Source organism: Acidovorax sp. GW821-FHT10A04 (genome assembly GCF_059415825.1).
Genome location: NZ_JBWKNZ010000026.1, coordinates 1 through 21267, shown reverse-complemented (window position 1 = coordinate 21267; position 21267 = coordinate 1). Strand labels below are relative to the sequence as shown.

Here is a 21267-nt window from a genome sequence, read left to right as displayed (position 1 = left end):
TTACCGTGCGCAGGGGAGGGCAGCGAAAAGAGGAATGTCTTCATCATGAAACACATCATTGCCGTTTTGCTGGAGAACGAACCCGGCGCGCTGTCGCGCGTCGTGGGCCTGTTCTCTGCCCGTGGCTACAACATCGAATCGCTCACCGTGGCGCCCACCGAGGATCCATCGCTGTCGCGCATGACCATCCAGACCACGGGTTCCGACGATGTGATCGAGCAGATCACCAAGCACCTGAACCGCCTCATCGAAGTGGTCAAGGTGGTCGACCTCACCGAGGGTGCCTACACCGAGCGCGAGCTCATGATGGTGAAGGTGCGCGCCGTGGGCAAGGAGCGCGAGGAGATGAAGCGCATGGCCGACATTTTCCGCGGCCGCATCATCGACGTGACCGAGAAGAGCTACACCATCGAGCTCACCGGCGACCAGTCCAAGAACGACGCCTTCCTGCAGGCCATCGACCGCACCGCCATCCTGGAAACCGTGCGCACCGGTGCCAGCGGCATCGGCCGCGGCGAGCGAATCTTGCGCGTGTAAGACAATCCACCCCGCATTTCCCGATTTCAACCCCCCAAACAACGCATTTCAACCGGAGCGACCCATGAAAGTTTTCTACGACAAAGACTGTGACCTGAGCCTGATCAAGGGCAAGACCGTTGCCATCATCGGCTATGGCTCGCAGGGCCACGCCCACGCACAGAACCTGAACGACAGCGGCGTGAAGGTCGTGGTCGGCCTGCGCAAGGGCGGCGCCTCGTGGGACAAGGTCGGCAAGGCCGGCCTGAACGTGATGGAAGTCAACGACGCCGTCAAGGCCGCCGACGTGGTCATGATCCTGCTGCCCGACGAGCAGATCGGCGAGGTCTACACCAACAACGTGGCCCCGAACATCAAGCAAGGCGCTTCGCTGGCCTTCGCCCACGGCTTCAACGTGCACTACAACCAGGTCGTGCCCCGTGCCGACCTCGATGTGTGGATGGTCGCCCCCAAGGCCCCCGGCCACACCGTGCGCAACACCTACACCCAGGGCGGCGGTGTGCCCCACCTGGTGGCCGTGCACCAGGACAAGTCCGGCAAGGCCCGTGACCTGGCCCTGTCGTACGCCATGGCCAATGGTGGCGGCAAGGCCGGCATCATCGAGACCAACTTCAAGGAAGAAACCGAGACCGACCTGTTCGGCGAACAGGCCGTGCTGTGCGGCGGTGCCGTCGAGCTGATCAAGATGGGTTACGAAACCCTGGTCGAAGCCGGTTACGCCCCTGAAATGGCCTACTTCGAATGCCTGCACGAGCTCAAGCTCATCGTGGACCTGATCTACGAAGGCGGCATTGCCAACATGAACTACTCGATCTCGAACAACGCCGAGTACGGCGAGTACGTGACTGGCCCTGAAGTCATCAACGAGCAGTCGCGCGTGGCCATGCGCAATGCCCTGAAGCGCATCCAGAGCGGCGAGTACGCCAAGATGTTCATCCAGGAAGGCCGCCTGAACTACCCAAGCATGACGGCACGCCGCCGCAACACCGCCGACCACAGCATCGAAGTGGTGGGTGGCAAGCTGCGCGCCATGATGCCCTGGATCGCCAAGAACAAGCTGGTCGACCAGACCCGCAACTGATCGGCGACCACGCGTCTCGCGTACACGACCCCAAAAGGCCACCTCGGTGGCCTTTTTTCATGGCCGGCGGGGCCGCATGCCCTGGTGTGGAGCGGCTCGCTGGGCCGGTCATGCATTGTTGACAGGCCGCCTTCGCCCAGGCCCCCAGGGTGCAGCTACACTGCGCCTTCGGTCTGGAGCGTGCACACGCTCCCGGGAGGGGTGCCGTGCGCCATGCGTGCGCGTGCCAATTACTATAATTTTGATAGCTGTTCACGCCGGCTGGCCTGGCGATGGAGATTTTTTCGATGCATGACGGCAAGGATCTGGCCGACGGCTCCGGTGTGATGGTGCGCAAGCGGCGCAAGGGCATCTACATCCTGCCCAATCTGTTCACGCTGGCGGCCTTGTTCGGGGGCTTCTATTCCATCGTGATGGCCATGAACGGGCGCTTCGACCTGGCGGCCGTGGGTGTGTTCTGCGCCATGGTGCTCGACAGCCTGGATGGCCGCGTGGCGCGCATGACCAACACGCAAAGCGCCTTCGGCGAGCAGATGGATTCGCTGTCGGACATGGTGTCCTTCGGTGCCGCGCCCGCGCTCATCGCCTACGAGTGGTCGCTCAAGGGCCTGGGCCGCTGGGGCTGGATCGCCGCCTTCGTGTACTGCGCCTGCGCCGCGCTGCGGCTGGCGCGCTTCAACGTGAACACGGGGGTGGTCGACAAGCGCTACTTCCAGGGCCTGCCGTCGCCTGCGGCCGCCGCGCTGGTGGCCGGCTTCATCTGGCTCATGACCGAGCTCGGTGTGCGCCGCGGCGTGGACCTGTGGCTCACCTGGGACCAGGTGACCTGGGTGATGTTCGCCTTCACGCTGTATGCCGGGCTCACCATGGTGACCAATGTGCCGTTCTACAGCTTCAAGGACATCCAGATGAAGAAGAGCGTGCCCTTCGCCGCCATCGTGCTGATCGCGCTGGGCATCGCCGTCATCAATATCCATCCGCCCATCGTGCTCTTCAGCGTGTTCGTGTTCTATGGGCTGAGCGGCTACGGCGTCTACGCCTGGCGCAAGGCCAAGGGGCAGCACAGCAGCGTGATCAGCACGTCCACCGACGAACCCGACGAGCGCGGCCTGCACAAATGACGGCTGGGAACCGCGCGTCCTGCACTTGTGCTACATTGCACTGCATGAACACGTTGGCCATTGCAATCCTACTGCTAGCTCCCCACGGGCGGAGACGGTAGGCGCACGCGCACACGTTTTCCACAAAGGCCCGTATGCACCCGCAACGGGCCTTTTGCTTTGGGCGCCAGAATTCAGCGTTGCGGACCACCCCACCATCAATACCAGGAGAACCCCATGGCCGACAAACTCATCATTTTCGACACCACCTTGCGCGACGGCGAGCAATCGCCCGGCGCCTCCATGACCCGGGACGAGAAGCTGCGCATCGCACGCCAGCTCGAGCGCCTGAAGGTGGACGTGATCGAGGCCGGGTTTGCCGCCAGCTCCAACGGCGACTTCGAGGCCGTGCAGGCGATTGCCAACGCCATCAAGGACTCGACCATCTGCTCGCTCTCGCGCGCCAATGACCGCGACATCTCGCGGGCGGCCGAGGCCCTCAAGGGCGCCAACAGCGCGCGCATCCATACCTTCATCGCCACCTCGGCGCTGCACATGGAAAAGAAGCTGCGCATGACGCCCGAGCAGGTGCTCGAGCAGGCGCGCCAGTCGGTGCGCTTTGCGCGCAACCTGGTGGCCGACATCGAGTTCAGCCCCGAAGACGGCTACCGCAGCGACCCGGACTTCCTGTGCCGCGTGCTCGAAGCCGTGATCGCCGAAGGTGCCACCACCATCAACGTGCCCGACACCGTGGGCTACGCGATCCCCGAGCTGTACGGCAACTTCATCAAGACCCTGCGCGAGCGCATTCCCAACAGCGACAAGGCCATCTGGTCCGTGCACTGCCACAACGACCTGGGGATGGCCGTGGCCAACTCGCTGGCCGGCGTGAAGATCGGCGGTGCCCGCCAGGTCGAATGCACCATCAACGGGCTGGGTGAGCGCGCCGGCAACTGCTCGCTCGAAGAAGTCGTCATGGCCATCAAGACGCGCCGCGACTACTTCGACCTGGACCTCAACATCGACGCCAAGCACATCGTCGCTGCCAGCCGCATGGTCAGCCAGACCACCGGTTTCGTGGTGCAGCCCAACAAGGCCGTGGTGGGCGCCAACGCCTTCGCGCACGCCAGCGGCATCCACCAGGATGGCGTGCTCAAGGCGCGCGACACCTACGAGATCATGCGCGCCGAGGACGTGGGCTGGAGCGCCAACAAGATCGTGCTGGGCAAGCTCAGTGGCCGCAACGCCTTCAAGCAGCGCCTGCAGGAGCTGGGCGTGAGCCTTGACAGCGAGACCGAGGTCAACAGCGCCTTCACCCGCTTCAAGGAGCTGGCCGACCGCAAGAGCGAGATCTTCGACGAGGACATCCTGGCCCTGGTCAGCGACGAAAGCGTGACGGCCGAGAAGGAGCAGTACGGCTTCGTCTCGCTGTTCCAGCAGAGCGAGACCGGCGAGCAACCCCGTGCGCGCATCGTCTTCACGGTGGACGGCCACGAGGTGCGCGGCGAGTCCGAGGGCAACGGCCCGGTGGATGCGTCGCTCAAGGCCATCGAGTCCCACGTCAAGAGTGGTGCGGAGATGGTGTTGTATTCCGTCAACGCCATCAGCGGCTCCACCGAGAGCCAGGGCGAGGTCACCGTGCGCCTGCAGAACAGCGGCCGCGTGGTCAACGGAGTGGGCGCTGACCCCGATATCGTGGTCGCGTCAGCCAAGGCCTACCTCAGCGCGTTGAACAAATTACAAAGTAAAGCTGACCGGGTGGCTGCACAGGGATAAGCGTTGAATTTATAATTCATTCACTTTCTTGGAAAGTCGCGCAAGGTCTTGATCTTGCGCGACTTTTTTTGATTCTGTACACTGGCCCACACTTCTTACCCTTTGGAGCACTTTGATGCACCATGGCCGCAGCACCGCAATGAACCGTTTTTTCCAGCTTCTGGGCTTTGTTGTTGTGAGTGCGGCGCTCGCGTCGCCCATGGCACACGCCAACGAGCGCAAGAAGGCGCCCGCCAAGAAGCAGGTGGCATCGGCCACCGCCAAGAAGTCCGCCGGCCCGCGCAAGGCCGCCGTTGCCGCCAAGCCGGTGCGCATCACCGCCAAGACCTCCAAGGCCGCCACCCGCGTGGCCTTCATCCCCGCCAAGCCTTCCTTCGGCCAACTGGCGGGCCTGCACGAAGTCAATGACCCGCTGGACCTCAAGTCCAGCGTGGCCCTGGTGATCGACCAGGAAACCCATGAAGTGCTGCTCAGCAAGAACGACCATGCCGTTCTGCCGATCGCATCGCTCACCAAGCTCATGACCGGCCTGATCATCTCCCAGGCCAAGCTGCCCATGGACGAGCAGCTCACCATCACCCAGGATGACGTGGACACCGAAAAAGGCAGCCGCTCGCGCCTGACGGTGGGCTCCACGCTGACCCGCGGCGAAATGCTGCACCTGGCCCTGATGTCCAGCGAGAACCGCGCCGCCCACGCGCTGGGCCGCACCTACCCCGGTGGCCTCGATGTGTTCGTGGCGCAGATGAATGCCAAGGCGCGCCTCCTGGGCATGACCGACACCAAGTACGTGGAGCCCACGGGCCTGTCCAGCCGCAACCAGAGCAGCGCCCGCGACCTGGCCACCCTGGTCAACGTGGCCCATGGCGACCCGGTGATGCGCGAGCTGTCCACCTCGCCCGGCTACGAGCTGGCCCTGGGTGCGCGCACCCTGCAGTTCAACAACACCAATGGCCTGGTGAAGAACCCCACCTGGGACATCGGCCTGCAAAAGACTGGCTACATCTCCGAAGCCGGGCGCTGCCTGGTGATGCAGGCGCAGGTGGCCGGCCGCAAGATCATCATGGTGTTCCTGGATTCCGCCGGCAAGTTCAGCCGCCTGGGTGACGCCGAGCGCGTGCGCCACTGGGTCGAATCCATGCCCGCCGCCATCAGCCCCGTGAAGACGGTGGTGCACAGCTCCAACGGTTGATCGATCAGATCACCACGGCCCCTGGCACCCCGCTCCCGTGGCGGCCAGGGCATCAAAAAACCCCGGTGGCGCAGGCTCCCGGGGTTTTTTGTTTTTCAGGCCGGGGCTGCGCGCCCTTCGGCGATCACTCGACCGGTGTGTGCAGGACCTCGCTGCCGTGCAGGGAGGAGGACAGGGGCGAGGTGGGCACCTTGGTCGGCACATAGCCCAGCGCCAGCGAAATCTCCTGCGCCGTGGCCTGCAGCTTGGCCATCCAGCCCTCGTCGAGCCGGTCGGCCGGGGCCGAGATGGACAGGCCGGCCACCAGCTTGGCCTGGTCGTCGTACACGCCGGCGGCCATGCAGCGCACGCCCAGCTCCAGCTCCTCGTTGTCGCGGGCCGTGCCGTACTGGCGTGCCTTGGCCAGCTCGCGCTCGAGCACGGGCAACTGGGTAATGCTGTTGCGGGTGTGGCCCGCCAGCCCGGTGCGGGTGGCGTAGGCGCGCACGCGCTGGGGGTCGTCCAGCGCCAGGAAGAGCTTGCCGGTGGAGGTCAGGTGCAGCGGCGCGCGGCCGCCGATGGCGCGCACCACCTGCATGCCCGAACGCTCGCTGTAGGCGCGCTCCACGTACACGATCTCGTCGCCCTGGCGCATGCTCAGGTTCACCGGCTGCTGGATCAGCTTGTGCAGGTTGCGCATCGGGGCCAGGGCCGCATCGCGCACGCTCAGGCGGGCCTTGACCAGGTTGCCCAGCTCCAGCAGGCGCATGCCCAGCCGGTAGCTGCCCGATTCGGGCCGGTCCACGAAGCGGCCGATGGTCAGGTCGTTCAGGATGCGGTGCGTGGTGGACGGGTGCAGCCCCGTCTTCTCGCTGATCTCCTTGAGCGAGATGGCGTCCTCGCGCGATGCGAGCACGTCGATCAGCGTGAACATGCGCTCCAGTACCTGGACGCTGGGTTTGATCGGGATACCAGGGTCGATTTTTTTCATGGGCGGCAGGAATGCGGGAATGGCGTGGACTAAGGGATATCCACAACATCCTCTGATCGCCGCATCTTACCTTGTGAAATGCAACGGCACCATCGGGCGCCTTGGAGGCCGTCAGCCGCTGGCACCTGGGTGACGCTGGTCCACCCGCCGCCATTCGCTGCCCTGGCGGATCTCATGCGGCAAAAAGCGCGCCTTGTAGTTCATCTTGGGACTGGCCTCGATCCAGTAGCCCAGGTAGACATAGGGCAGGCCCATGGAGCGCGCCTGCTCGATCTGCCAGACCACGTTGTAGGTGCCGTAGCTGGCCCGCGCCTCGGGCTCGTAGAAGGTGTACACGGCCGACAGGCCGTCGTTGAGCACGTCGAGGATGGACACCATCTTCAGCGCCCCCGGTTCACCGGTTTCCGGATCCACCTCGCGGAACTCCACCAGCCGCGAATTGACGCGGCTTTGCAGCAGGAACTGGGTGTACTGGTCGATGCTGTCCTGGTCCATGCCGCCGCCCGCGTGGCGCCCGTTCTGGTAGCGCAGGTACAGCTGGTAGTGCTCGGGCACGAAGCACAGGCGCAGCACGCGCGCCTGCAGCGCGCCATGCTGCAGCGCAGCGCGGCGCTGGCTGCGGTCGGCCCGGAACTCCTGCGCGCGCACGCGCAGCGGGGTGCAGGCCTGGCAGCCATCGCAATAGGGGCGGTAGGTGAACATGCCGCTGCGCCGGAACCCCGTGGCCACGAGGCCCGAATACACATCGCTCTGGATCAGGTGGCTGGGCGTGGCGACCTGCGAACGCGCCTGCCGGTCCGGCAGGTAGCTGCACGGGTAGGGCGCTGTCGCATAGAACTGCAAGGTCTGCAGCGGCAGGTCGTTGAGTTGCGTCATGCCATGGGCGAGGGGTGGGGCAACAGTTGGTTCCAGTATACGGGCTCGAAACGCCAGGTGCCGCCCGGAAGGTCTTGCGCCGCGGCGATCTTGCCCAGGAACTCGCTGCGCGGGATCTCGCGCGCCCCCATCGACGCCAGGTGGCGCGTGTTCTGCTGGCAGTCGATCAGCGCCACGCCGTGCACGCGGCAAATCGCCACCAGCGCCGCCAGCGCGATCTTGGAGGCATCGGTCGCATGCGCGAACATCGACTCGCCGAACACCGCGCGCCCGAGCGCCACGCAGTACAGGCCACCCACCAGCCGCCCATCGACCCAGGTCTCCACGCTGTGGGCCGAGCCCGCCGCATGCAGCGCCTCGTAGGCACGCACCATGTCGGGCACGATCCAGGTGCCCGCCTGGCCCTCGCGCGGCGTGGACGAGCAGGCGCGTATCACCTGGCCGAAGGCCGTGTCCACCCGCACCTCGCAGTGGCTGCTGGAGGCGAATTTCTGCAGCGTCTTGCGCAGCGAGCGGTGCAGCCGGAACTCGGCCACCGGCAGCACCATGCGCGGGTCTGGCGCCCACCACAGGATGGGCTGGCCCTCGCTGAACCAGGGGAAGGTGCCCTGCCCGTAGGCCGCCTTGAGGTGTTTCACATCCAGCGCGCCCCCGGCGGCCAGCAGGCCGGGCGCCGGGTCGTCGGGGCCCCAGGCGCTCGCCGGGCTGGGGAAGGGGTCAAGGGGTTCCAGCCAGGGGAGTTGGGCGGGCATGGGGGCGAGGCAGGGATGCGAAGGAACGACGAATGAATGGTTGGATTGTGCGGCAAGCACCGCGGCTGACGCAGGCCCGTGGTGTTTGCGCTACTTGCGCCGGTACTCGCCCACAAAGCTCACGTTCATTCCGCCGCAGCCATCGTCCTCCTTCACGGCCAGGCCGCCGCGCTGCAGGGCCAGCGTGGCCGTGCAGCCGTCGCTGTCGTACGCCAGCAGCCCGTTGCGCAGGGTGCCTACGCCCCGTATCTCACCCACGTTGACTTGGCCATTGGCGGCGTTGGGGCCATACCAGACGGCGTCGCCCGCCAGGTAGACCTTGCCGTCCTGCAGGCCGACGACGGCCAGCGTGGCGCTGTCCTTGTCGGGCTTGCCCTGGAGGTAGCGCGTGTAGCTGCCATTCCACTGCGCACCGGGCCCGGTGGCGGGCGCCACGCTTCGCAGCAGCGCAATGCGGCCCGAGAACTCCTGGGCCAGGCAGCGCGCATCCTTGCACTGTGTGACTTCGTACGACTTGAGCCACTCGCGCTGCCACTGCACCAGCTGCGGCCGGGCTTTGGAGCGGGTGACTGCGTCCTTGAAGGCGGTGTTCAGCTGCTCGTCCAGCGCCGAGAGCGGGGCGTCCGAGCAGATCAGCTTTTCCATGGGCAACTTGGCCTTGGCGCAGTCGAAGCTGGCGGCGCTGGCCAGCGGGGCCAAGGCCATCAGCAGGGCGGCGGCAATACAGGGGCGCATCGTTCTGTTCAGGGGCATGGTGCGTGCAGTGGGCTGGATCGTGGTGAGCGGGCGGTATCCATCATACGAAGCTGCACGGGGGGGGCACTTTGTACTGCGCATCAGGGCGCAGGGTGCGCTTTGTACTAGAACAAAGAGCGGGAAGAGGGCGCGGCAGCCAATCGGAACTTGACACTCCGGGGCGCTGGACGCACCCTACGGCCCGCCGCAAATCTGCGCACTACACAACACAGGAGAGAACCAACATGATCAACAAGCGCCATTTCGTCACCACCATCGGCCTGGCGGGCGTGCTGCCCGCCACCAGCGCCATCGCAGCCCCCAATGCCAAGGCCGGCGTTGCCCAGCCCGTCTTGCTGACCGTGAGCGGTGCCGTCGGCAAGACCAACCGCGGCGCGCTCGACCCTGTCATCGACCAGATGATGGGCAAGCACAAGATCCAGTTCAGCAAGGCCTTCGCGTTCGACGCGGCCGCGCTGCAGCGCCTGCCCACGGTGACCATCAAGCCCACGCTGGAGTACGACAACAAGGTCCATACCCTGGAAGGCCCGTTGCTGGTCACCGTGCTCGAAGCCGCTGGCGTGCCGCGCGGCAGCAATGTGCAGCTGGGCCTGCGCGCCGTGGACGGCTACAACGTGGCCGTCAGCCTGGCCGATGCCGCGCAGTACCGCATGATCGTGGCCACGCGCCTGGACGGCCAGCCCATGGCGCTGGGCGGCCTGGGGCCACAGTGGGCCGTGTACGACGCGGACAACGTCGCGCCCTTCAAGGACAAGCCCGTGAAGGAGCGCTTTGCGCTGTGCCCCTGGGGCCTGTACCACATCGACGTGAAGGCGGCCTGAGCTGTAGGACTGCACCGGAAATCGCGGGCGTGCCCCCCGCGGCTGGCCTACCATCGCTGAGCATCCGAACACTGATGGAAGGCAATCCCCGTGGCAACCGTTCAAGAAGCCCGTGTCGTCAGCCAGCCCGTGGCGGTGGCGGCCAACACCGTCTATGACTTTGCCCACCGCATGGAGAACCTGCCGCTCTGGGCATCGGGCCTGGCTACAGGCATCGAGCAGCGCGATGGCCAGTGGTTCACCGATTCGCCCATGGGCAAGGTCCGGGTCGACATGGCGCCGCACAACCCCTTCGGCGTGCTCGACCACGACGTGACCTTGCCCGACGGAACCACGGTGCACAACGCCTTGCGCGTCACGCCGTGTGGTGGGCATGGCAGCCTGCTGAGCTTTGTGGTGCTGCGCTTCGAGGGCGTGGGCCAGGCCAATTTCGAGGCCGACGTGGCCCATGTGCGCAAGGATTTGGCGGCCCTCCAGCAACTGCTGGAGCGGCAGGCTTCCTGATGCCGCGGCTGGGCGGCTGCGAATGGCCTGAAGCCAGTCAATCCTTGTTGCGCGTCAGGTGGTTGAGCACCGCATCCGCCGAGTTGCCCACGGCCGCCACCGCGTCGCGCAGCTCCTGTTCGGAGCATTCGAGGGAGGTGGTCCAGGCGTGGATCTCGTGGTCCTGCGCCAGGCTGATGAAACGGCGGTCCGTATCGGCATCGTGCGGAATGTCGGGCATGGTGGAGGGCCTCGCGTTGGCGCCTGGCCTAGCGCTGCTTGTCGTCGGTCTCGCCCGTCACACCCGTGCCCTGGCGCGACGCCGGCTTGGGATCCGGGTGTTCTTCGATCGCGCCCAGCCGGTGGCCCGAGGGGTTGACCGCATCCAACGGGCCCACCCCCGGCTGTTCTCCGCCTGGGCGGTTGGCATAGGTCTCGCCCAGCGTGCCGGACGAGTCTTTCAAACCATACTGGTTGTGGCCGGGTTTCGGGGTGGTGCTGTCGGGCATGGCGTGCTCCTCGGGGAAGAAGCCTTGATGCTAGGGGCGCAGCGCACGGCGGGCTGTAGGACCCCATCGGCTACGCCGGTGCTCGCCGTCCTGCCCGGGCCGTGGCGACAGGGGGGGCGGCTCAAACGCGGCGCAGCACCACCACGGCGTAGGTGCAGTCTGCCGCCGTTTCGTTGCGGAACACGCAGTCCGCAGGCGGCCCCAGTTCCAGGCAGTCGCCGGCATCCATGGCATGCCGGGTGTCGCCCTCCATGAACACCAGCGAGCCTTGCAATACCCAGATCAGCTGCCGTTTCGCGGTGTAGGCAGCAGCCGGCATGGGCACCCGCGCACCGGCGGGCAGCAACACCTGCACCAGGTCCAGCGGCAGGTCGGAGGGGGGCGATACGTGCGTGCGCACATAGCCGGTCTGCGGGTCCGTCCACACGGGTTGGTCGGCCCGGCGCAGCAGCCGGCCCTCCTTGGCCTCGGCGCGGGCGATCAGCTGCGACATGCTCAGCCCGAACGCGCCCGACAGCCGTGCCAGCAGCGTCGCCGTGGGGCTCGATTCACCCCGCTCCAGCTTGTGCACCATGGCCCGCGACACGCCGGAGTGCGCCGCCAGATCGGTCAGCGACCAGCCCCGGCCCTCGCGCTCGATGCGCACACGGGCGCCAATGCGCTGGCTCAGGCTATCGACTGCTAAATCTACTTTGGTGGACATGTGTTTTATCATGGTGGACAATAATCCACCAAAATACCTTATTCGTCCATCATAGTGGATGGAAAGCCGTGCAACCCCTGACAGCCAAGCCATGACCCTGCAGATACGCGATGCCCACACGGGCGACATCGAAGGCATCCTTGCCATCTACAACGACGCCGTGGCCAACACCACCGCCATCTGGAACGAAACCCTGGTGGACGCAGCCAACCGCGCCGCCTGGCTGGCCGACCGCCAGCGCCTGGGCTACCCCGTGCTCGTCGCCATCGACGACCAGGGTGCCGTGGCCGGCTACGCCTCGTTTGGCGACTGGCGCGCCTTTGACGGCTACCGCCACACCGTCGAGCATTCCGTCTACGTGCACCAGAACGCCCGCGGCGCAGGCCTGGGCAAGCTGCTGATGCAGGCCCTTATCGAGCGCGCCCGCGCCATCGGCAAGCACGTCATGGTCGCCGGCATCGAGGCCGGCAACACCGTATCGATCCAGCTGCACGAGCGCCTGGGCTTCACCCAGGTGGGCCTGCTGCCCGAAGTGGGCACCAAGTTCGGCCAGTGGCTGGACCTGGCCTTTTTGCAGCTCAAGCTCGATGCGCGCACCGATCCCGATGGGGCAGGGCGCGGCGGTTGACCGCCCCGCTTGGCCGGCGCTTCTTTCTCTGCGGCCGAGCGCGGCCGCTGCAGCGTGGGCCAGCACTGAAAAATGGGCTCAGATCCATTTCCCCGTGCATATTGGCACCATGTGATCTGCCTTTTCATGTCTTGCGTTGAAACCAAACGCTGTGACTCGCAGATTGCAGTGGAAAATGCCTGAAGGGCGTGGCCGCAGATAATGGTATCCGGAGGCATTGAAAATACCGGTGGTCCATTGGATTCAACCGCTCGGCGAGAGACTCTGGTTTTGCCTGCCGGTGTTTGCTAAGGGATGGTTTGCCCGCAAAGGCCCTGCACATGCGGCCCTCATGCCTTTCGGGCGGTGGCCGGGCGCCGCTCTTGGTGCCATCTGTGCTGCTTTGTCCAGATCAAAGTCCACCCATTTCACTATTTTCTACCGCCAGTGCCTGCTGGTTGCCTTGGTTTTCTCTTTGGTGGCGATGGTCGATCGGGTGAATTATGCTGGCTCGGATTGAATCGTATCAAATGGTACCCGTTGTTATGAGAAGACTTCGCATTTGATTTTCAAAAACCAAGCGCCTACATTTCCCCCTCCCCTGTAAGTCCCCCAGAGGACACGCAGGTTCTTTCAAATCAGGGAGGGTATGAAAATGGCGGTAGCGGTACAGCGGTCGGTATGGGCGGTAGAGATGCTTGTTCTTGCATCCTTGGCTGCCTGCGGTGGGTCCGGCAACGGGGACGAAGCCCCTGCGCTGCAGCAGGGCAGGGCCGTATCGGCCGCGGTGCAAGGGCCTGACGCCACCCAGGCCGCGGCGGCGGCCATTCCTGATGCTGTGGCCGTGGTGCCGTTGCAGGGCGGTGTCGACGACATCGCCCCGTCTGCGCCCCACAGCGTCAGCGCAAGCGCCACTGCGGATGGCCGGGTGGCGCTTTCCTGGTTGCCTGCCAGCGACAACGTGGGTGTCGCCAGCTACCACGTCTGGCGCGACGGCCAGCCCCTGCACAGCGTCAACGGCAGTACCACGGCCTATACCGACAGCTCACTCGCCAGCGCGACCACCTATGTGTACCGCGTCAGCGCCGCGGATGCGGCAGGCAACAGCTCGCCCCAGAGCGTCGAATACAGTGTGACCACGGCCAAGGCGGTGCCAGCAGGCGAGAACGAAGTGCCCGCCGCGCAGGGCGGCGAGCGCATTGCCGCAACCACCAGCGTGCGGACCGTGCAGGCCGCGCTGGTGCCGCGCGAGCCCGACACCAGCTCGCCCACCAACCCTCCCGACCTGGTGGCGCACAGCCGCACCGAATCGAGCCTGGTGCTGCAATGGCGCGAAAGCACCGACAACGTGGGCGTGGTGGGCTACGACGTGTTCAAGAACGCCGTGTGGGTGGGCGGCACATCGGGCCGCGAATTTTCCTTTCGCAACCTGGCGCCAGCCAGCCGCTATGAGTTCAGCGTCAGGGCTTATGACGCGGCCGGCAACCGGTCTGCCGCCACCACTGTGACCACAGCAACGCTGGGCGGCGCGAGCCCGGTCGACATCGTTGCGCCCACCATCCCGGCCGGCGTGACCACCGGGGCGGTCACATCGTCCAGCGTGGTCGTGCAATGGAAGGCCAGCAGTGACGCCACCGGGGTGGTCGGGTACGAGCTGTACCAAAACGGAATATCGACCGGTGAAGTGACCCGCCAGACCAGCTACACCTACGGCGACCTGGCCGCCGGCACGGCCTACAGCTTTGCCGTCAAGGCCTTCGATGCCGCGGGCAACAAATCCGCGGCCAGCGCCCCGATCAGCGTGCGCACCACCCCCGCAACGGTGCTCACGGCCAGGTGGATCGCTGGCGGCGTCGTGATCGAAGGGCGCAACCCCTGGAACGAAAACCCCATGATGTTCTGGGACGACGTGGCCACCGCCTTCGCCGCGTCGGGCCTGCCCGACGGTGCTGAAGTGCCCGCCGGTGCGGACAAGCTCTACGGTGCCAGCAGCACCGTGGTGGCGTCGCGCTTCAAGTACCAGCGCACCAGCGAAACCCGCTCCGGCGAAGCGGGCGTGGTGTATGCCGCCACCGGGCACAAGCCGGTGCTCAGCTACCCCAACTACAACGGCCCCGCACGCACCTTCAACAAGATGTATGTGTCGTGGTGGTACAAGCCCTCGGTCTCGCCCGGGGCGGAAGGCGCATCCAACAAATTCATCCGCCTGTGGGACAACGGCAACGGCTATGGCACCCGCATCTCCTGGACCCAGATGCACATGACCTGCGCCGTGCCTGCCGACTACAAGCCCGAAGTCAGCTGGGGCAACTGGTGGGACAAGGGCGGTGTGGCCGGTCGGTGGAACCGGCATGAGGTGGAGGTAGACCTGTCGGTGCCGCACGTGCGCACCTGGGTCAACGGCGTGGCCGGGCACAACCACCCCTGTGTGAAGAGTGCGGACTATGCCAACTCACCCATCCGCATCGGGCTCATTGGTTTCGACCACGGCGGCTACGCCGACAACACCCACGGCTACGACACCATGAAAACAGCCATGGACGACATCTACATCGCCAACAGCCCTGCACGTGTGGAACTGTCGGACAGCCCCACCTGGTCCACCGCCAGCCACCGCGAAGTGCTGCCCGTCAAAAGCTGGGCGCCCAACCGCATCGAGCTAGGCCAGGTGCGCGGCGTGCTCAAGGGCGCCGCAAAGCTGTATGTCTACGTGGTCGCGCCGGACGGCAGCGTCAACGCCAACGGCATGGCGTTGAGCTGCGGCAGCGGCACGGCCTGCCCGTAAGCAAGGCCTTGGAGTGTGCCGAGCGTGCCGCCCTTCTGCCCTTCTATAGTTAGAAGGCGGCCGCTTCGCGATTGCCAGGCGCCGCCTCAGTCGTCTTCCTGGGCGCTGATGTCGGGAAAGAGAACTTCGGTGAATCCGAACTGCGTGAAGTCCCGCACCCGCATCGGGTACAGCTTGCCAATCAGGTGGTCGCACTCGTGCTGCACCACCCGGGCGTGGAAGCCATCCACCGTGCGGTCGATCGGGTCGCCATACAGATCGAACCCCGCGTAGCGGATGCGCGACCAGCGCGGCACCTTGCCGCGCAGGCCCGGCACCGACAGGCAGCCCTCCCAGTCCTCTTCTTCCGCATCCCCCAGCGGCGTGATCACCGGGTTGATCAGCACCGTGGGCGGCACGATGGGCCGGTCTGGGTAGCGCGGGTTGCGGTCGTTGGAGCCGAAGATCACCAACTGCAGGTCCACCCCGATCTGGGGCGCCGCCAGCCCTGCGCCGTTGACGGACTGCATCGTCTCCAGCATGTCGCGCACCAGCAGGTGCAGCTCGTCCGTATCGAACGCGGTCACGGGCTGGGCCACGCGCAGCAGGCGCGGGTCGCCCATCTTCAGGATGGTGTGGATGGTCATGGATGGCGTGGGAAGAAAGAATGCGATGCTGGTCATCGCGGTCAGCAGCAGCCACACATCATGCCGCAACGTCGACAGCCCCGCCGCCGTAGGGCGAGGCTGGCGGCGACCCCGCACAGCGCCAAAACTTTCCTCCAGATTGCACGCAACAGCACCCGGACTGGAAAACGCCCGAATTTTGTGTATATAATCTAAGTCTTGTTCCTCGATAGCTCAGTCGGTAGAGCGCCGGACTGTTAATCCGTAGGTCCCTGGTTCGAGCCCAGGTCGAGGAGCCAAGAATTCGCGTGCTGTGCCCCGCTGCAATCGGGCACACCACCGGCAAGCCGTGAGCAAGCTTGCCACCACCGCAGCACACCATCATTGTTGATGTCGTCAGTACCGATCATTCCTCGATAGCTCAGTCGGTAGAGCGCCGGACTGTTAATCCGTAGGTCCCTGGTTCGAGCCCAGGTCGAGGAGCCATTCATTGGCAGTACAAAGGCTACCCTTCGGGGTGGCCTTTTTGCTTTGTGCGTCTCACATTGATGGGGTTGATGCGATGCACATCATCGGTTGATGGCTGCGGGCATCGTGGGTCGGTGAGGTTCGGCGGGTTCGGCGGCGAGGTTGTTGAGGTGCAAGGCTCAGCGGACTGCTCGGGGCTGCGAACCCTCGGCTATGGGCTGATGATGGCCGGCATTGGCGAGTGCTATGTGTAGGTGTCGCGGGCTTCGATGTGGGGTGGCCTGGTCGGTGCTCATTGAGGCGATTGATGGCGCGCGGATTGATGGCCTGAACATCGATGGTGGCTATGGTGCACAGCAACCAGACTCCGCAAACGACTCATTTCCCCTTCACAGCATGGTGGGCGATTTGCCGTTGAGACCGGCAGCGATTGGGGTTACCCCTTGCCACATCAGCTTCGCAATCGTCACGTGGAACGGTAGACTGATGTCAGGTGGATCAAGGCGTGAGGCCGTTGTTCACTCAGGGCCCTGAGAAAGCCCGGGGCCGCAACTCGTGTGGCTTAAGGTGATTGAAGGCAAGGAGTGCGGATGGACTTCTGCACCAACCTTAGTCGTCATGAGCTGAAAGTCGGAAGCCATCCTAGGCAAGCGGAAGACTAGCGCCCGGCACGGCGCGATATAAATGCCAACCCTCATGAAGTTGGCGAGCTCGCCGGCGAGAACCTGGAGTCATCCATGCTCAAGCTGAGTGTGCAGTATGGAAAGCTGAAGATCGCGGTGGCAGTTCCTGCCGTTGTGGTCCTCGCGATCCTTTCAATGCTGCTTTAGTAGTAAGGGGTGGGGAGCAATCTCCACCCCCGAACCTGATGACGATTCAGGGCCTTTACTTCAATTCCGCTCGACGTCAAAGCATGCAACGGTAGGGCTGTGGTCCGCAGTACTTAGCTCAAATGGCAAAGGTAGAGCGGTCCTTGTCAGCAATCCACACAGGTGCACGGCCCCTTCCTGTCCAGGTCGCACCCGTGGCGGGATCGCGGTATTTCGCCTCTACCTTCGTACCTTTGGCGCTGGAAGCCTTCCTGGCCTTGCCGCCCCCGAACACATCCTCAGAAGTCAGCCCGAACTCAGCGATGAGAGCCCGTGCTTCCGCGACAGCGCTTGCGACTTCTGCCTTGCGGGTCTCCTCGATGAGTCGGTCAAGTTCGGCTTTGCGGGCGATGAGTGCTTTGTAGTTGGACATATGAGAACTTTTGAGATGTGAGTATGTGTCCACTGCAGGGTGCTCCCGAATTTTGAACGAGCCTCCCCCAAATGGCTGCTGTTTAGTGTAGCGGTCTTTGCGAATGTATGGCTATGATACAAGCGGTTGCTTGTTCAAGTGATGGAGGGAGTTGTTGTGCCAAGAACGTTGGGGACTGCAGAGCTTGTTGAAATTGTCCGGGATCGAATTCAATTTCGAGATTTAAAAGAGATTTTGAAGGCTCAGGACTCTGCTACATCGGCAGGTGGCTGGCAGCAACTTATCCAGGAAATAGAGTCAAATCCGGCAAAAGGAGCAGCACTTACGAGATTAATGGCCGCGTCTTATACGGAAATAGCGCTTGCCGGATCAAAGGAAATCTATATATACCATCTTGAGGATGATGCGGTTCAGTCGGTAGCTAGTGCGTTTGGTGTAATGGCTGCCTCTGGAGTGTATGCGGAGGCTTTTCCGATGCCCGTCAACGCTACACAGCTCTCTGCGATGAATTCAGAGCACAAGCTGGCTAAGGTGATCGCAAGGGATAATGGTGATGTATCTCTTGTGTTCTGCGCAAAGCGAATTGTGCACGATAAAACAGAGTATCGTTTTGATCAAGTGACGGCTGCGGTGCGAGCAGCATTTCCAGGGTCTAGTAAGTTTATCGCAATTAATACTAAAGACTATCAAGTCTTCGATGTGGTCAATTTTCGAAAAAGCTTGAAGCGTCTTGAGGTGCTGATAGATCAGCCAGATAAATCAGTCGATAAAGACGATGTTGGTGAGCGAGCATTGAATATTCTTGGTCTTTTGTCCACAAGTTGTGCTGCGCTGAATTCAATATATGAACTGAATGCGCCTTTGAACTTGTTTAATTGTATTGGAGGAATATATAATAAGGCGGGCGAAGGGAGAATTCAGAAAATTGCTTTTCGCGCTCCCTCGAAATCAATGAAGAAGGAGTCTGTCAACTCTGGGGATGATTTGCGCAACGAGGAATATCATGAAGCTGGTGTCGGAAAGGTGGGAACTATTGCGCCCTATGACATCACGGTGACGTGGGCCAATTTAGGTAACGCCGGTGCAGCCTCGTTACGTGTACATGCTCCTGTTGCCAGTTTGTCCACGGCAGGCGCATATGTGAGAACGGCGCGTCTGGTGGATGGAAAAACAGATAGAACAGTAATTGCTGCCATCAATAAGCTTGTAAGCTACTCTACATAAATGGATCTGGAAGCCTCGATCGATCAAATAATCGCAATATTTGGCGATGGGGAGGAGTGCGCGATTGCAAGAGGGCTTGTCAAGTTTTTGGAGGATAAGCCGGCTACAAAGCATATTAACCTGGGGCTGTTGCGCCAAATTTCTGCGCCCCAGCGCTTTGCTGACAACTCTATGTTGAGGGTGTTGCAATTTTATGCTGGCGATGATTATCCTCTTTTGGAAATAAAATTTGAATATCTGCATGAAGATGAACTGCGGGATATAACCAAAGAGGAGGCGCGAAATGTGGCTGAATCAATGATAAATCCGTTCACTGGGCTTGTAGATGCGGATTCTGCTAAGAATCTTTTGATATATTTCCAGCCAAAGAACATTCATGAGTAATATGGGAATTTCTTTGGAGGCGCTTAAGGCCTTGGGGGTAATTGATCCGCTTATTGCTGGGTTTCTTAGTCGTGCAACTGTGAAGAACTATAGCGATTTTCTGGCTGCGCTCTATGATGACATAAAGTCTGCAACCATCCAGGTAACTAGGGATAAGCATCATATTACTACCGAATCTGAGGACGCTACCACAAGCAGAATATCAATGTTCCTGCGTGGTGCTGGCTATTCATGCGACTGTGTGAGTTCGGGCGGGAATGTTGATATTGAAGTTAAAAGGGCCGGGCATCGCTGGATCGGAGAGGCTAAGAAGTACACAAGCCTCACAGCAATTCAAGAAGGCTATCTCCAGCTCTCGTCTCGGTATACACCAGGCACTGACTCTGCGGGTGTATGTTATGGAGGGCTTCTTGCATATTTGAGAAAACCGGATGCTGCCACGAAAATGGGTAGCTGGAAGAAGAGGTTTGTTTCAAATTATAAAATACCACCGGGTTGCCAAATAGAAGCATGCGATAGGTTTGGTCCACTCGCTTTTCATAGTGAGCATATACATGAGTCCTATGGAACTCCATTTAAGGTTTGGCATGTATGTATACCTCTTTATCACGATCCTAAGGACAAAAGTGGACGAGCAACAAAGCAGCGAAGGACAACTAAAGCGGCCTCAGCCCCTAAAAAGCCAAAACCTCGAAGTTAGATAAACGAAGCTAGATTGAATAATCAGCTTACTTGCTGGCTCAAAACGGCGCCCGAGACACCGCCACGTCAGCACGCCCCTCGCCCTGGAAAACCACCGCACCGGTAGCTATACCATCACCGTGCACCACTCCCCGTGGCGCAGCACCTCGTAGTGATCGAACAGCAGCGGGGCAGCACCCGGTCACCCAGCTAGCTATTCCCGCGTGGCATGCGGAGCAGGGTTGAGTGTCTTGATGTGACCCGTCGAAGCGACGATTCGTCGATGGGTTGTCGTCGAGTCGTCAGGTCGTCGGGTGGACGCGGGGAGTTTTCCGGGCAGCTTGGGTCGTCATGGGCCAGCCTGACACAAGCATCGGCAGCAATGGAGTAAAGGTGCCGTCACACCTCTACAAGCTGGTCTATGACGCCACGACGAAGCGGGCCTGGGCACATTGGCAGCGGAACGAGGAAGGGGAGCGCGCAGGTCCACCCATCAGCTACCAGGAACTGGTGAAGCGCACCGGCATTGAGTTCCTACCAAGGCTCACGCCTCAGCATTGATCGCGGCGAAGATTGAATTTGAGCAAGCTGCGGTCTCGGCTACGATGGCTGCTATCGGCCAGAACCAGTCCTTCAGGAACCTGCCATGTTTCAACGAACCTTCCTCGTATCTGCTCTGCTGCTTGCTGGCTGCGGAGGTACTTCCGATATTCTTCAAGTTCAGATCCTCCCGTCCGAATACATCGCTGGCGCAGTGAAATCGCCTCTGGCAACATCCGTTGTGGACGAGGTCGTTCGGCTCAAGCCGAAAAATGTCCACATCTCCATGTGCCGTTCGACCCCCAATGCCAAGGTTATGCAGTTCAATCTTGAACTTCAAGCGCGGCACGATGCCAAGATTACGAGCGGCTTCTATGAGAACTGCCCGGAGACATGACATTGGAGCGGCCTCGGCGCGCCGACTATCGCATCGAGGCCGCGTCATCGCGTAGTTTCAACGACAGCAACCGGCCAGGAGCGGTCTTAGGCGAAGCCCGGTGCGACACATTCAAATCTTCATATGATTTACCTTGCAATCACCTCCGAGGGCCTCGCTCAGGCGCTGCGTGTAGCGAGGAATGATGACGCGGTATGGTGTGGTGCCGATGCGATTTCAGAGACAGCATGGGCCGCGTTACCCGCGCCGAATTGCACTCGCTTTGTTTACGAGTTAAGGGATCGGGTTTTGGTGGATGACGCTTTAAGCACCATCGAAGAGCATCACCCCGGGCAGACCATTTGGATCGAGGCGACATCTCCTGCATGACCTGGAGCGGCCAAAGGCGGACATTTCGATGAGCGATTTCACTGTCGTGAAAGAAGGGACGTGGCTGTACGACGGCACTGTGCCAACAGGGGTCCGTATTGTCAGCTGCTCGATTCGCTACGGATCGGGCGACTGGGAAGATCCACCCGAGATCCAAGAGGATCAAGCGGTTCCGGGATTCGACGTCCAGTGGGCTTCACCTACAACGCCGCGTGACTTTTGGAAGTATCCCTCTGCAGTGTTCCCCAAACTGCAAGATGCAATAGCTCACGCCGAACAAGCAGCGTGGGCCTCATCGACCTTGAAATGGAACCAGTTCTGACGTCCGCTATGGGCCGAGGCTGTGTGGAAACACCCACGAGCATACGGGCCAGCCCCATCTCGCAGCACTGAGCCTCATTTTCCACTA

23 protein-coding genes, 2 tRNA genes and 1 pseudogene are annotated in these 21267 nt (G+C 62.3%); 17 read left to right on the top strand and 9 right to left on the bottom strand.

Annotated elements, in window-relative coordinates; translation table 11 throughout:
- The first annotated feature begins 45 nt into the window (after nucleotides 1-45).
- The 5 genes from ilvN (at nucleotide 46) to pbpG (ending at nucleotide 5686) form a co-directional block, all read left to right on the top strand.
- The gene (gene ilvN / locus AC07PF_RS32520; protein WP_007857867.1) at nucleotides 46-537 is read left to right on the top strand and encodes an acetolactate synthase small subunit; all 492 of its coding nucleotides are present in this window, start codon (nucleotides 46-48) and stop codon (nucleotides 535-537) included.
- A gap of 64 nt (nucleotides 538-601) precedes the next feature.
- On the top strand, nucleotides 602-1618 hold the full coding sequence (gene ilvC / locus AC07PF_RS32515; protein WP_007857869.1) for a ketol-acid reductoisomerase: 1017 nt from the start codon (nucleotides 602-604) through the stop codon (nucleotides 1616-1618).
- A gap of 287 nt (nucleotides 1619-1905) precedes the next feature.
- On the top strand, nucleotides 1906-2739 hold the full coding sequence (gene pssA, locus AC07PF_RS32510; protein WP_007857870.1) for a CDP-diacylglycerol--serine O-phosphatidyltransferase: 834 nt from the start codon (nucleotides 1906-1908) through the stop codon (nucleotides 2737-2739).
- Nucleotides 2740-2955: 216 nt separating this feature from the next.
- Nucleotides 2956-4494 (top strand): 2-isopropylmalate synthase, encoded by a 1539-nt coding sequence (locus AC07PF_RS32505; RefSeq protein WP_007857872.1) that lies wholly within the window; start codon nucleotides 2956-2958, stop codon nucleotides 4492-4494.
- Nucleotides 4495-4609: 115 nt separating this feature from the next.
- Nucleotides 4610-5686, top strand: a complete 1077-nt coding sequence (gene pbpG / locus AC07PF_RS32500) for a D-alanyl-D-alanine endopeptidase (protein ID WP_007857875.1) — start codon at nucleotides 4610-4612, stop codon at nucleotides 5684-5686.
- A gap of 124 nt (nucleotides 5687-5810) precedes the next feature.
- Here the strand turns inward: pbpG and AC07PF_RS32495 are convergent, their stop codons facing one another.
- From AC07PF_RS32495 to AC07PF_RS32480, 4 genes are all read right to left on the bottom strand, one after another.
- Entirely contained in the window at nucleotides 5811-6656 is an 846-nt protein-coding gene (locus tag AC07PF_RS32495) for an IclR family transcriptional regulator (protein ID WP_007857877.1), read from the bottom strand.
- A 111-nt stretch (nucleotides 6657-6767) separates the two neighbouring features.
- Nucleotides 6768-7532 (bottom strand): arginyltransferase, encoded by a 765-nt coding sequence (locus tag AC07PF_RS32490; protein ID WP_494614666.1) that lies wholly within the window; start codon nucleotides 7530-7532, stop codon nucleotides 6768-6770.
- Nucleotides 7529-8284, bottom strand: a complete 756-nt coding sequence (aat, locus tag AC07PF_RS32485) for a leucyl/phenylalanyl-tRNA--protein transferase (protein WP_494614665.1) — start codon at nucleotides 8282-8284, stop codon at nucleotides 7529-7531. The genes AC07PF_RS32490 and aat overlap by 4 nt, the downstream gene beginning before the upstream one ends.
- 90 nt (nucleotides 8285-8374) lie before the next feature.
- A complete protein-coding gene (locus AC07PF_RS32480) occupies nucleotides 8375-9037 on the bottom strand; it encodes a lysozyme inhibitor LprI family protein (protein WP_494614664.1) in 663 nt (220 codons plus the stop codon).
- A gap of 227 nt (nucleotides 9038-9264) precedes the next feature.
- Here AC07PF_RS32480 and AC07PF_RS32475 point away from each other — a divergent pair, with 227 nt between their 5' ends.
- A complete protein-coding gene (locus AC07PF_RS32475) occupies nucleotides 9265-9861 on the top strand; it encodes a putative pterin-binding protein (protein WP_494614663.1) in 597 nt (198 codons plus the stop codon).
- Between the two features lie 90 nt (nucleotides 9862-9951).
- Complete coding sequence (locus AC07PF_RS32470; protein WP_494606028.1) at nucleotides 9952-10365, top strand: SRPBCC family protein; 414 nt, start codon at nucleotides 9952-9954, stop codon at nucleotides 10363-10365.
- 37 nt (nucleotides 10366-10402) lie between these two features.
- On the opposite strand, the gene AC07PF_RS32465 is transcribed toward AC07PF_RS32470, so the two are convergent.
- From AC07PF_RS32465 to AC07PF_RS32455, 3 genes are all read right to left on the bottom strand, one after another.
- On the bottom strand, nucleotides 10403-10585 hold the full coding sequence (locus AC07PF_RS32465) for a DUF3606 domain-containing protein (RefSeq protein ID WP_007857887.1): 183 nt from the start codon (nucleotides 10583-10585) through the stop codon (nucleotides 10403-10405).
- Between the two features lie 28 nt (nucleotides 10586-10613).
- A complete protein-coding gene (locus AC07PF_RS32460) occupies nucleotides 10614-10853 on the bottom strand; it encodes a hypothetical protein (protein ID WP_494614662.1) in 240 nt (79 codons plus the stop codon).
- 121 nt (nucleotides 10854-10974) lie between these two features.
- Nucleotides 10975-11556 (bottom strand): helix-turn-helix domain-containing protein, encoded by a 582-nt coding sequence (locus AC07PF_RS32455; protein ID WP_494614661.1) that lies wholly within the window; start codon nucleotides 11554-11556, stop codon nucleotides 10975-10977.
- A gap of 91 nt (nucleotides 11557-11647) precedes the next feature.
- Here AC07PF_RS32455 and AC07PF_RS32450 point away from each other — a divergent pair, with 91 nt between their 5' ends.
- On the top strand, nucleotides 11648-12184 hold the full coding sequence (locus tag AC07PF_RS32450) for a GNAT family N-acetyltransferase (protein ID WP_494614660.1): 537 nt from the start codon (nucleotides 11648-11650) through the stop codon (nucleotides 12182-12184).
- Between the two features lie 673 nt (nucleotides 12185-12857).
- Entirely contained in the window at nucleotides 12858-14948 is a 2091-nt protein-coding gene (locus tag AC07PF_RS32445) for a fibronectin type III domain-containing protein (protein WP_494614659.1), read from the top strand.
- An 86-nt stretch (nucleotides 14949-15034) separates the two neighbouring features.
- On the opposite strand, the gene def is transcribed toward AC07PF_RS32445, so the two are convergent.
- Nucleotides 15035-15574 carry a peptide deformylase gene (gene def, locus AC07PF_RS32440; RefSeq protein ID WP_494614658.1) on the bottom strand — a complete coding sequence of 180 codons (540 nt, stop codon included), beginning with the start codon at nucleotides 15572-15574 and terminating at the stop codon, nucleotides 15035-15037.
- A 202-nt stretch (nucleotides 15575-15776) separates the two neighbouring features.
- Between def and AC07PF_RS32435 the strand changes: the two genes are divergently transcribed.
- A tRNA-Asn gene (locus tag AC07PF_RS32435) sits at nucleotides 15777-15852 on the top strand.
- 111 nt (nucleotides 15853-15963) lie between these two features.
- Nucleotides 15964-16039: transfer RNA gene (locus AC07PF_RS32430), tRNA-Asn, on the top strand.
- Between the two features lie 930 nt (nucleotides 16040-16969).
- Here AC07PF_RS32430 and AC07PF_RS32425 read toward each other — a convergent pair.
- Nucleotides 16970-17263, bottom strand: a complete 294-nt coding sequence (locus AC07PF_RS32425) for an H-NS histone family protein (protein WP_494614657.1) — start codon at nucleotides 17261-17263, stop codon at nucleotides 16970-16972.
- 156 nt (nucleotides 17264-17419) lie between these two features.
- Here AC07PF_RS32425 and AC07PF_RS32420 point away from each other — a divergent pair, with 156 nt between their 5' ends.
- The 6 genes and pseudogenes from AC07PF_RS32420 (at nucleotide 17420) to AC07PF_RS32395 (ending at nucleotide 21180) form a co-directional block, all read left to right on the top strand.
- Entirely contained in the window at nucleotides 17420-18487 is a 1068-nt protein-coding gene (locus AC07PF_RS32420; protein ID WP_494614656.1) for a hypothetical protein, read from the top strand.
- Nucleotides 18488-18871: a hypothetical protein gene (locus tag AC07PF_RS32415; protein ID WP_494614655.1), complete on the top strand. Its 384-nt coding sequence runs from the start codon at nucleotides 18488-18490 to the stop codon at nucleotides 18869-18871. It abuts the gene before it with no gap.
- Complete coding sequence (locus AC07PF_RS32410; RefSeq protein ID WP_494614654.1) at nucleotides 18864-19571, top strand: hypothetical protein; 708 nt, start codon at nucleotides 18864-18866, stop codon at nucleotides 19569-19571. The genes AC07PF_RS32415 and AC07PF_RS32410 overlap by 8 nt, the downstream gene beginning before the upstream one ends.
- Nucleotides 19572-19921: 350 nt before the next feature.
- Nucleotides 19922-20113, top strand: a pseudogene (locus AC07PF_RS32405) (DNA/RNA non-specific endonuclease); the annotation flags it as partial.
- Between the two features lie 85 nt (nucleotides 20114-20198).
- The gene (locus AC07PF_RS32400) at nucleotides 20199-20489 is read left to right on the top strand and encodes a hypothetical protein (RefSeq protein ID WP_494614653.1); all 291 of its coding nucleotides are present in this window, start codon (nucleotides 20199-20201) and stop codon (nucleotides 20487-20489) included.
- A 397-nt stretch (nucleotides 20490-20886) separates the two neighbouring features.
- On the top strand, nucleotides 20887-21180 hold the full coding sequence (locus AC07PF_RS32395) for a hypothetical protein (protein ID WP_494614652.1): 294 nt from the start codon (nucleotides 20887-20889) through the stop codon (nucleotides 21178-21180).
- The last annotated feature ends 87 nt before the right edge of the window (nucleotides 21181-21267 follow it).

Coding starts and splice junctions, on each gene's coding strand:
- def (WP_494614658.1), bottom strand. CDS start 15,574: ATGACCATCCACACCATCCTGAAGATGGGCGACCCGCGCCTGCTGCGC.
- AC07PF_RS32505 (WP_007857872.1), top strand. CDS start 2,956: ATGGCCGACAAACTCATCATTTTCGACACCACCTTGCGCGACGGCGAG.
- AC07PF_RS32425 (WP_494614657.1), bottom strand. CDS start 17,263: ATGTCCAACTACAAAGCACTCATCGCCCGCAAAGCCGAACTTGACCGA.
- pssA (WP_007857870.1), top strand. CDS start 1,906: ATGCATGACGGCAAGGATCTGGCCGACGGCTCCGGTGTGATGGTGCGC.
- AC07PF_RS32490 (WP_494614666.1), bottom strand. CDS start 7,532: ATGACGCAACTCAACGACCTGCCGCTGCAGACCTTGCAGTTCTATGCG.
- AC07PF_RS32495 (WP_007857877.1), bottom strand. CDS start 6,656: ATGAAAAAAATCGACCCTGGTATCCCGATCAAACCCAGCGTCCAGGTA.
- AC07PF_RS32450 (WP_494614660.1), top strand. CDS start 11,648: ATGACCCTGCAGATACGCGATGCCCACACGGGCGACATCGAAGGCATC.
- AC07PF_RS32455 (WP_494614661.1), bottom strand. CDS start 11,556: ATGTCCACCAAAGTAGATTTAGCAGTCGATAGCCTGAGCCAGCGCATT.
- AC07PF_RS32445 (WP_494614659.1), top strand. CDS start 12,858: ATGCTTGTTCTTGCATCCTTGGCTGCCTGCGGTGGGTCCGGCAACGGG.
- AC07PF_RS32460 (WP_494614662.1), bottom strand. CDS start 10,853: ATGCCCGACAGCACCACCCCGAAACCCGGCCACAACCAGTATGGTTTG.
- AC07PF_RS32415 (WP_494614655.1), top strand. CDS start 18,488: ATGGATCTGGAAGCCTCGATCGATCAAATAATCGCAATATTTGGCGAT.
- aat (WP_494614665.1), bottom strand. CDS start 8,284: ATGCCCGCCCAACTCCCCTGGCTGGAACCCCTTGACCCCTTCCCCAGC.
- AC07PF_RS32395 (WP_494614652.1), top strand. CDS start 20,887: ATGAGCGATTTCACTGTCGTGAAAGAAGGGACGTGGCTGTACGACGGC.
- ilvC (WP_007857869.1), top strand. CDS start 602: ATGAAAGTTTTCTACGACAAAGACTGTGACCTGAGCCTGATCAAGGGC.
- ilvN (WP_007857867.1), top strand. CDS start 46: ATGAAACACATCATTGCCGTTTTGCTGGAGAACGAACCCGGCGCGCTG.
- pbpG (WP_007857875.1), top strand. CDS start 4,610: ATGCACCATGGCCGCAGCACCGCAATGAACCGTTTTTTCCAGCTTCTG.
- AC07PF_RS32400 (WP_494614653.1), top strand. CDS start 20,199: ATGTTTCAACGAACCTTCCTCGTATCTGCTCTGCTGCTTGCTGGCTGC.
- AC07PF_RS32475 (WP_494614663.1), top strand. CDS start 9,265: ATGATCAACAAGCGCCATTTCGTCACCACCATCGGCCTGGCGGGCGTG.
- AC07PF_RS32410 (WP_494614654.1), top strand. CDS start 18,864: ATGAGTAATATGGGAATTTCTTTGGAGGCGCTTAAGGCCTTGGGGGTA.
- AC07PF_RS32480 (WP_494614664.1), bottom strand. CDS start 9,037: ATGCCCCTGAACAGAACGATGCGCCCCTGTATTGCCGCCGCCCTGCTG.
- AC07PF_RS32465 (WP_007857887.1), bottom strand. CDS start 10,585: ATGCCCGACATTCCGCACGATGCCGATACGGACCGCCGTTTCATCAGC.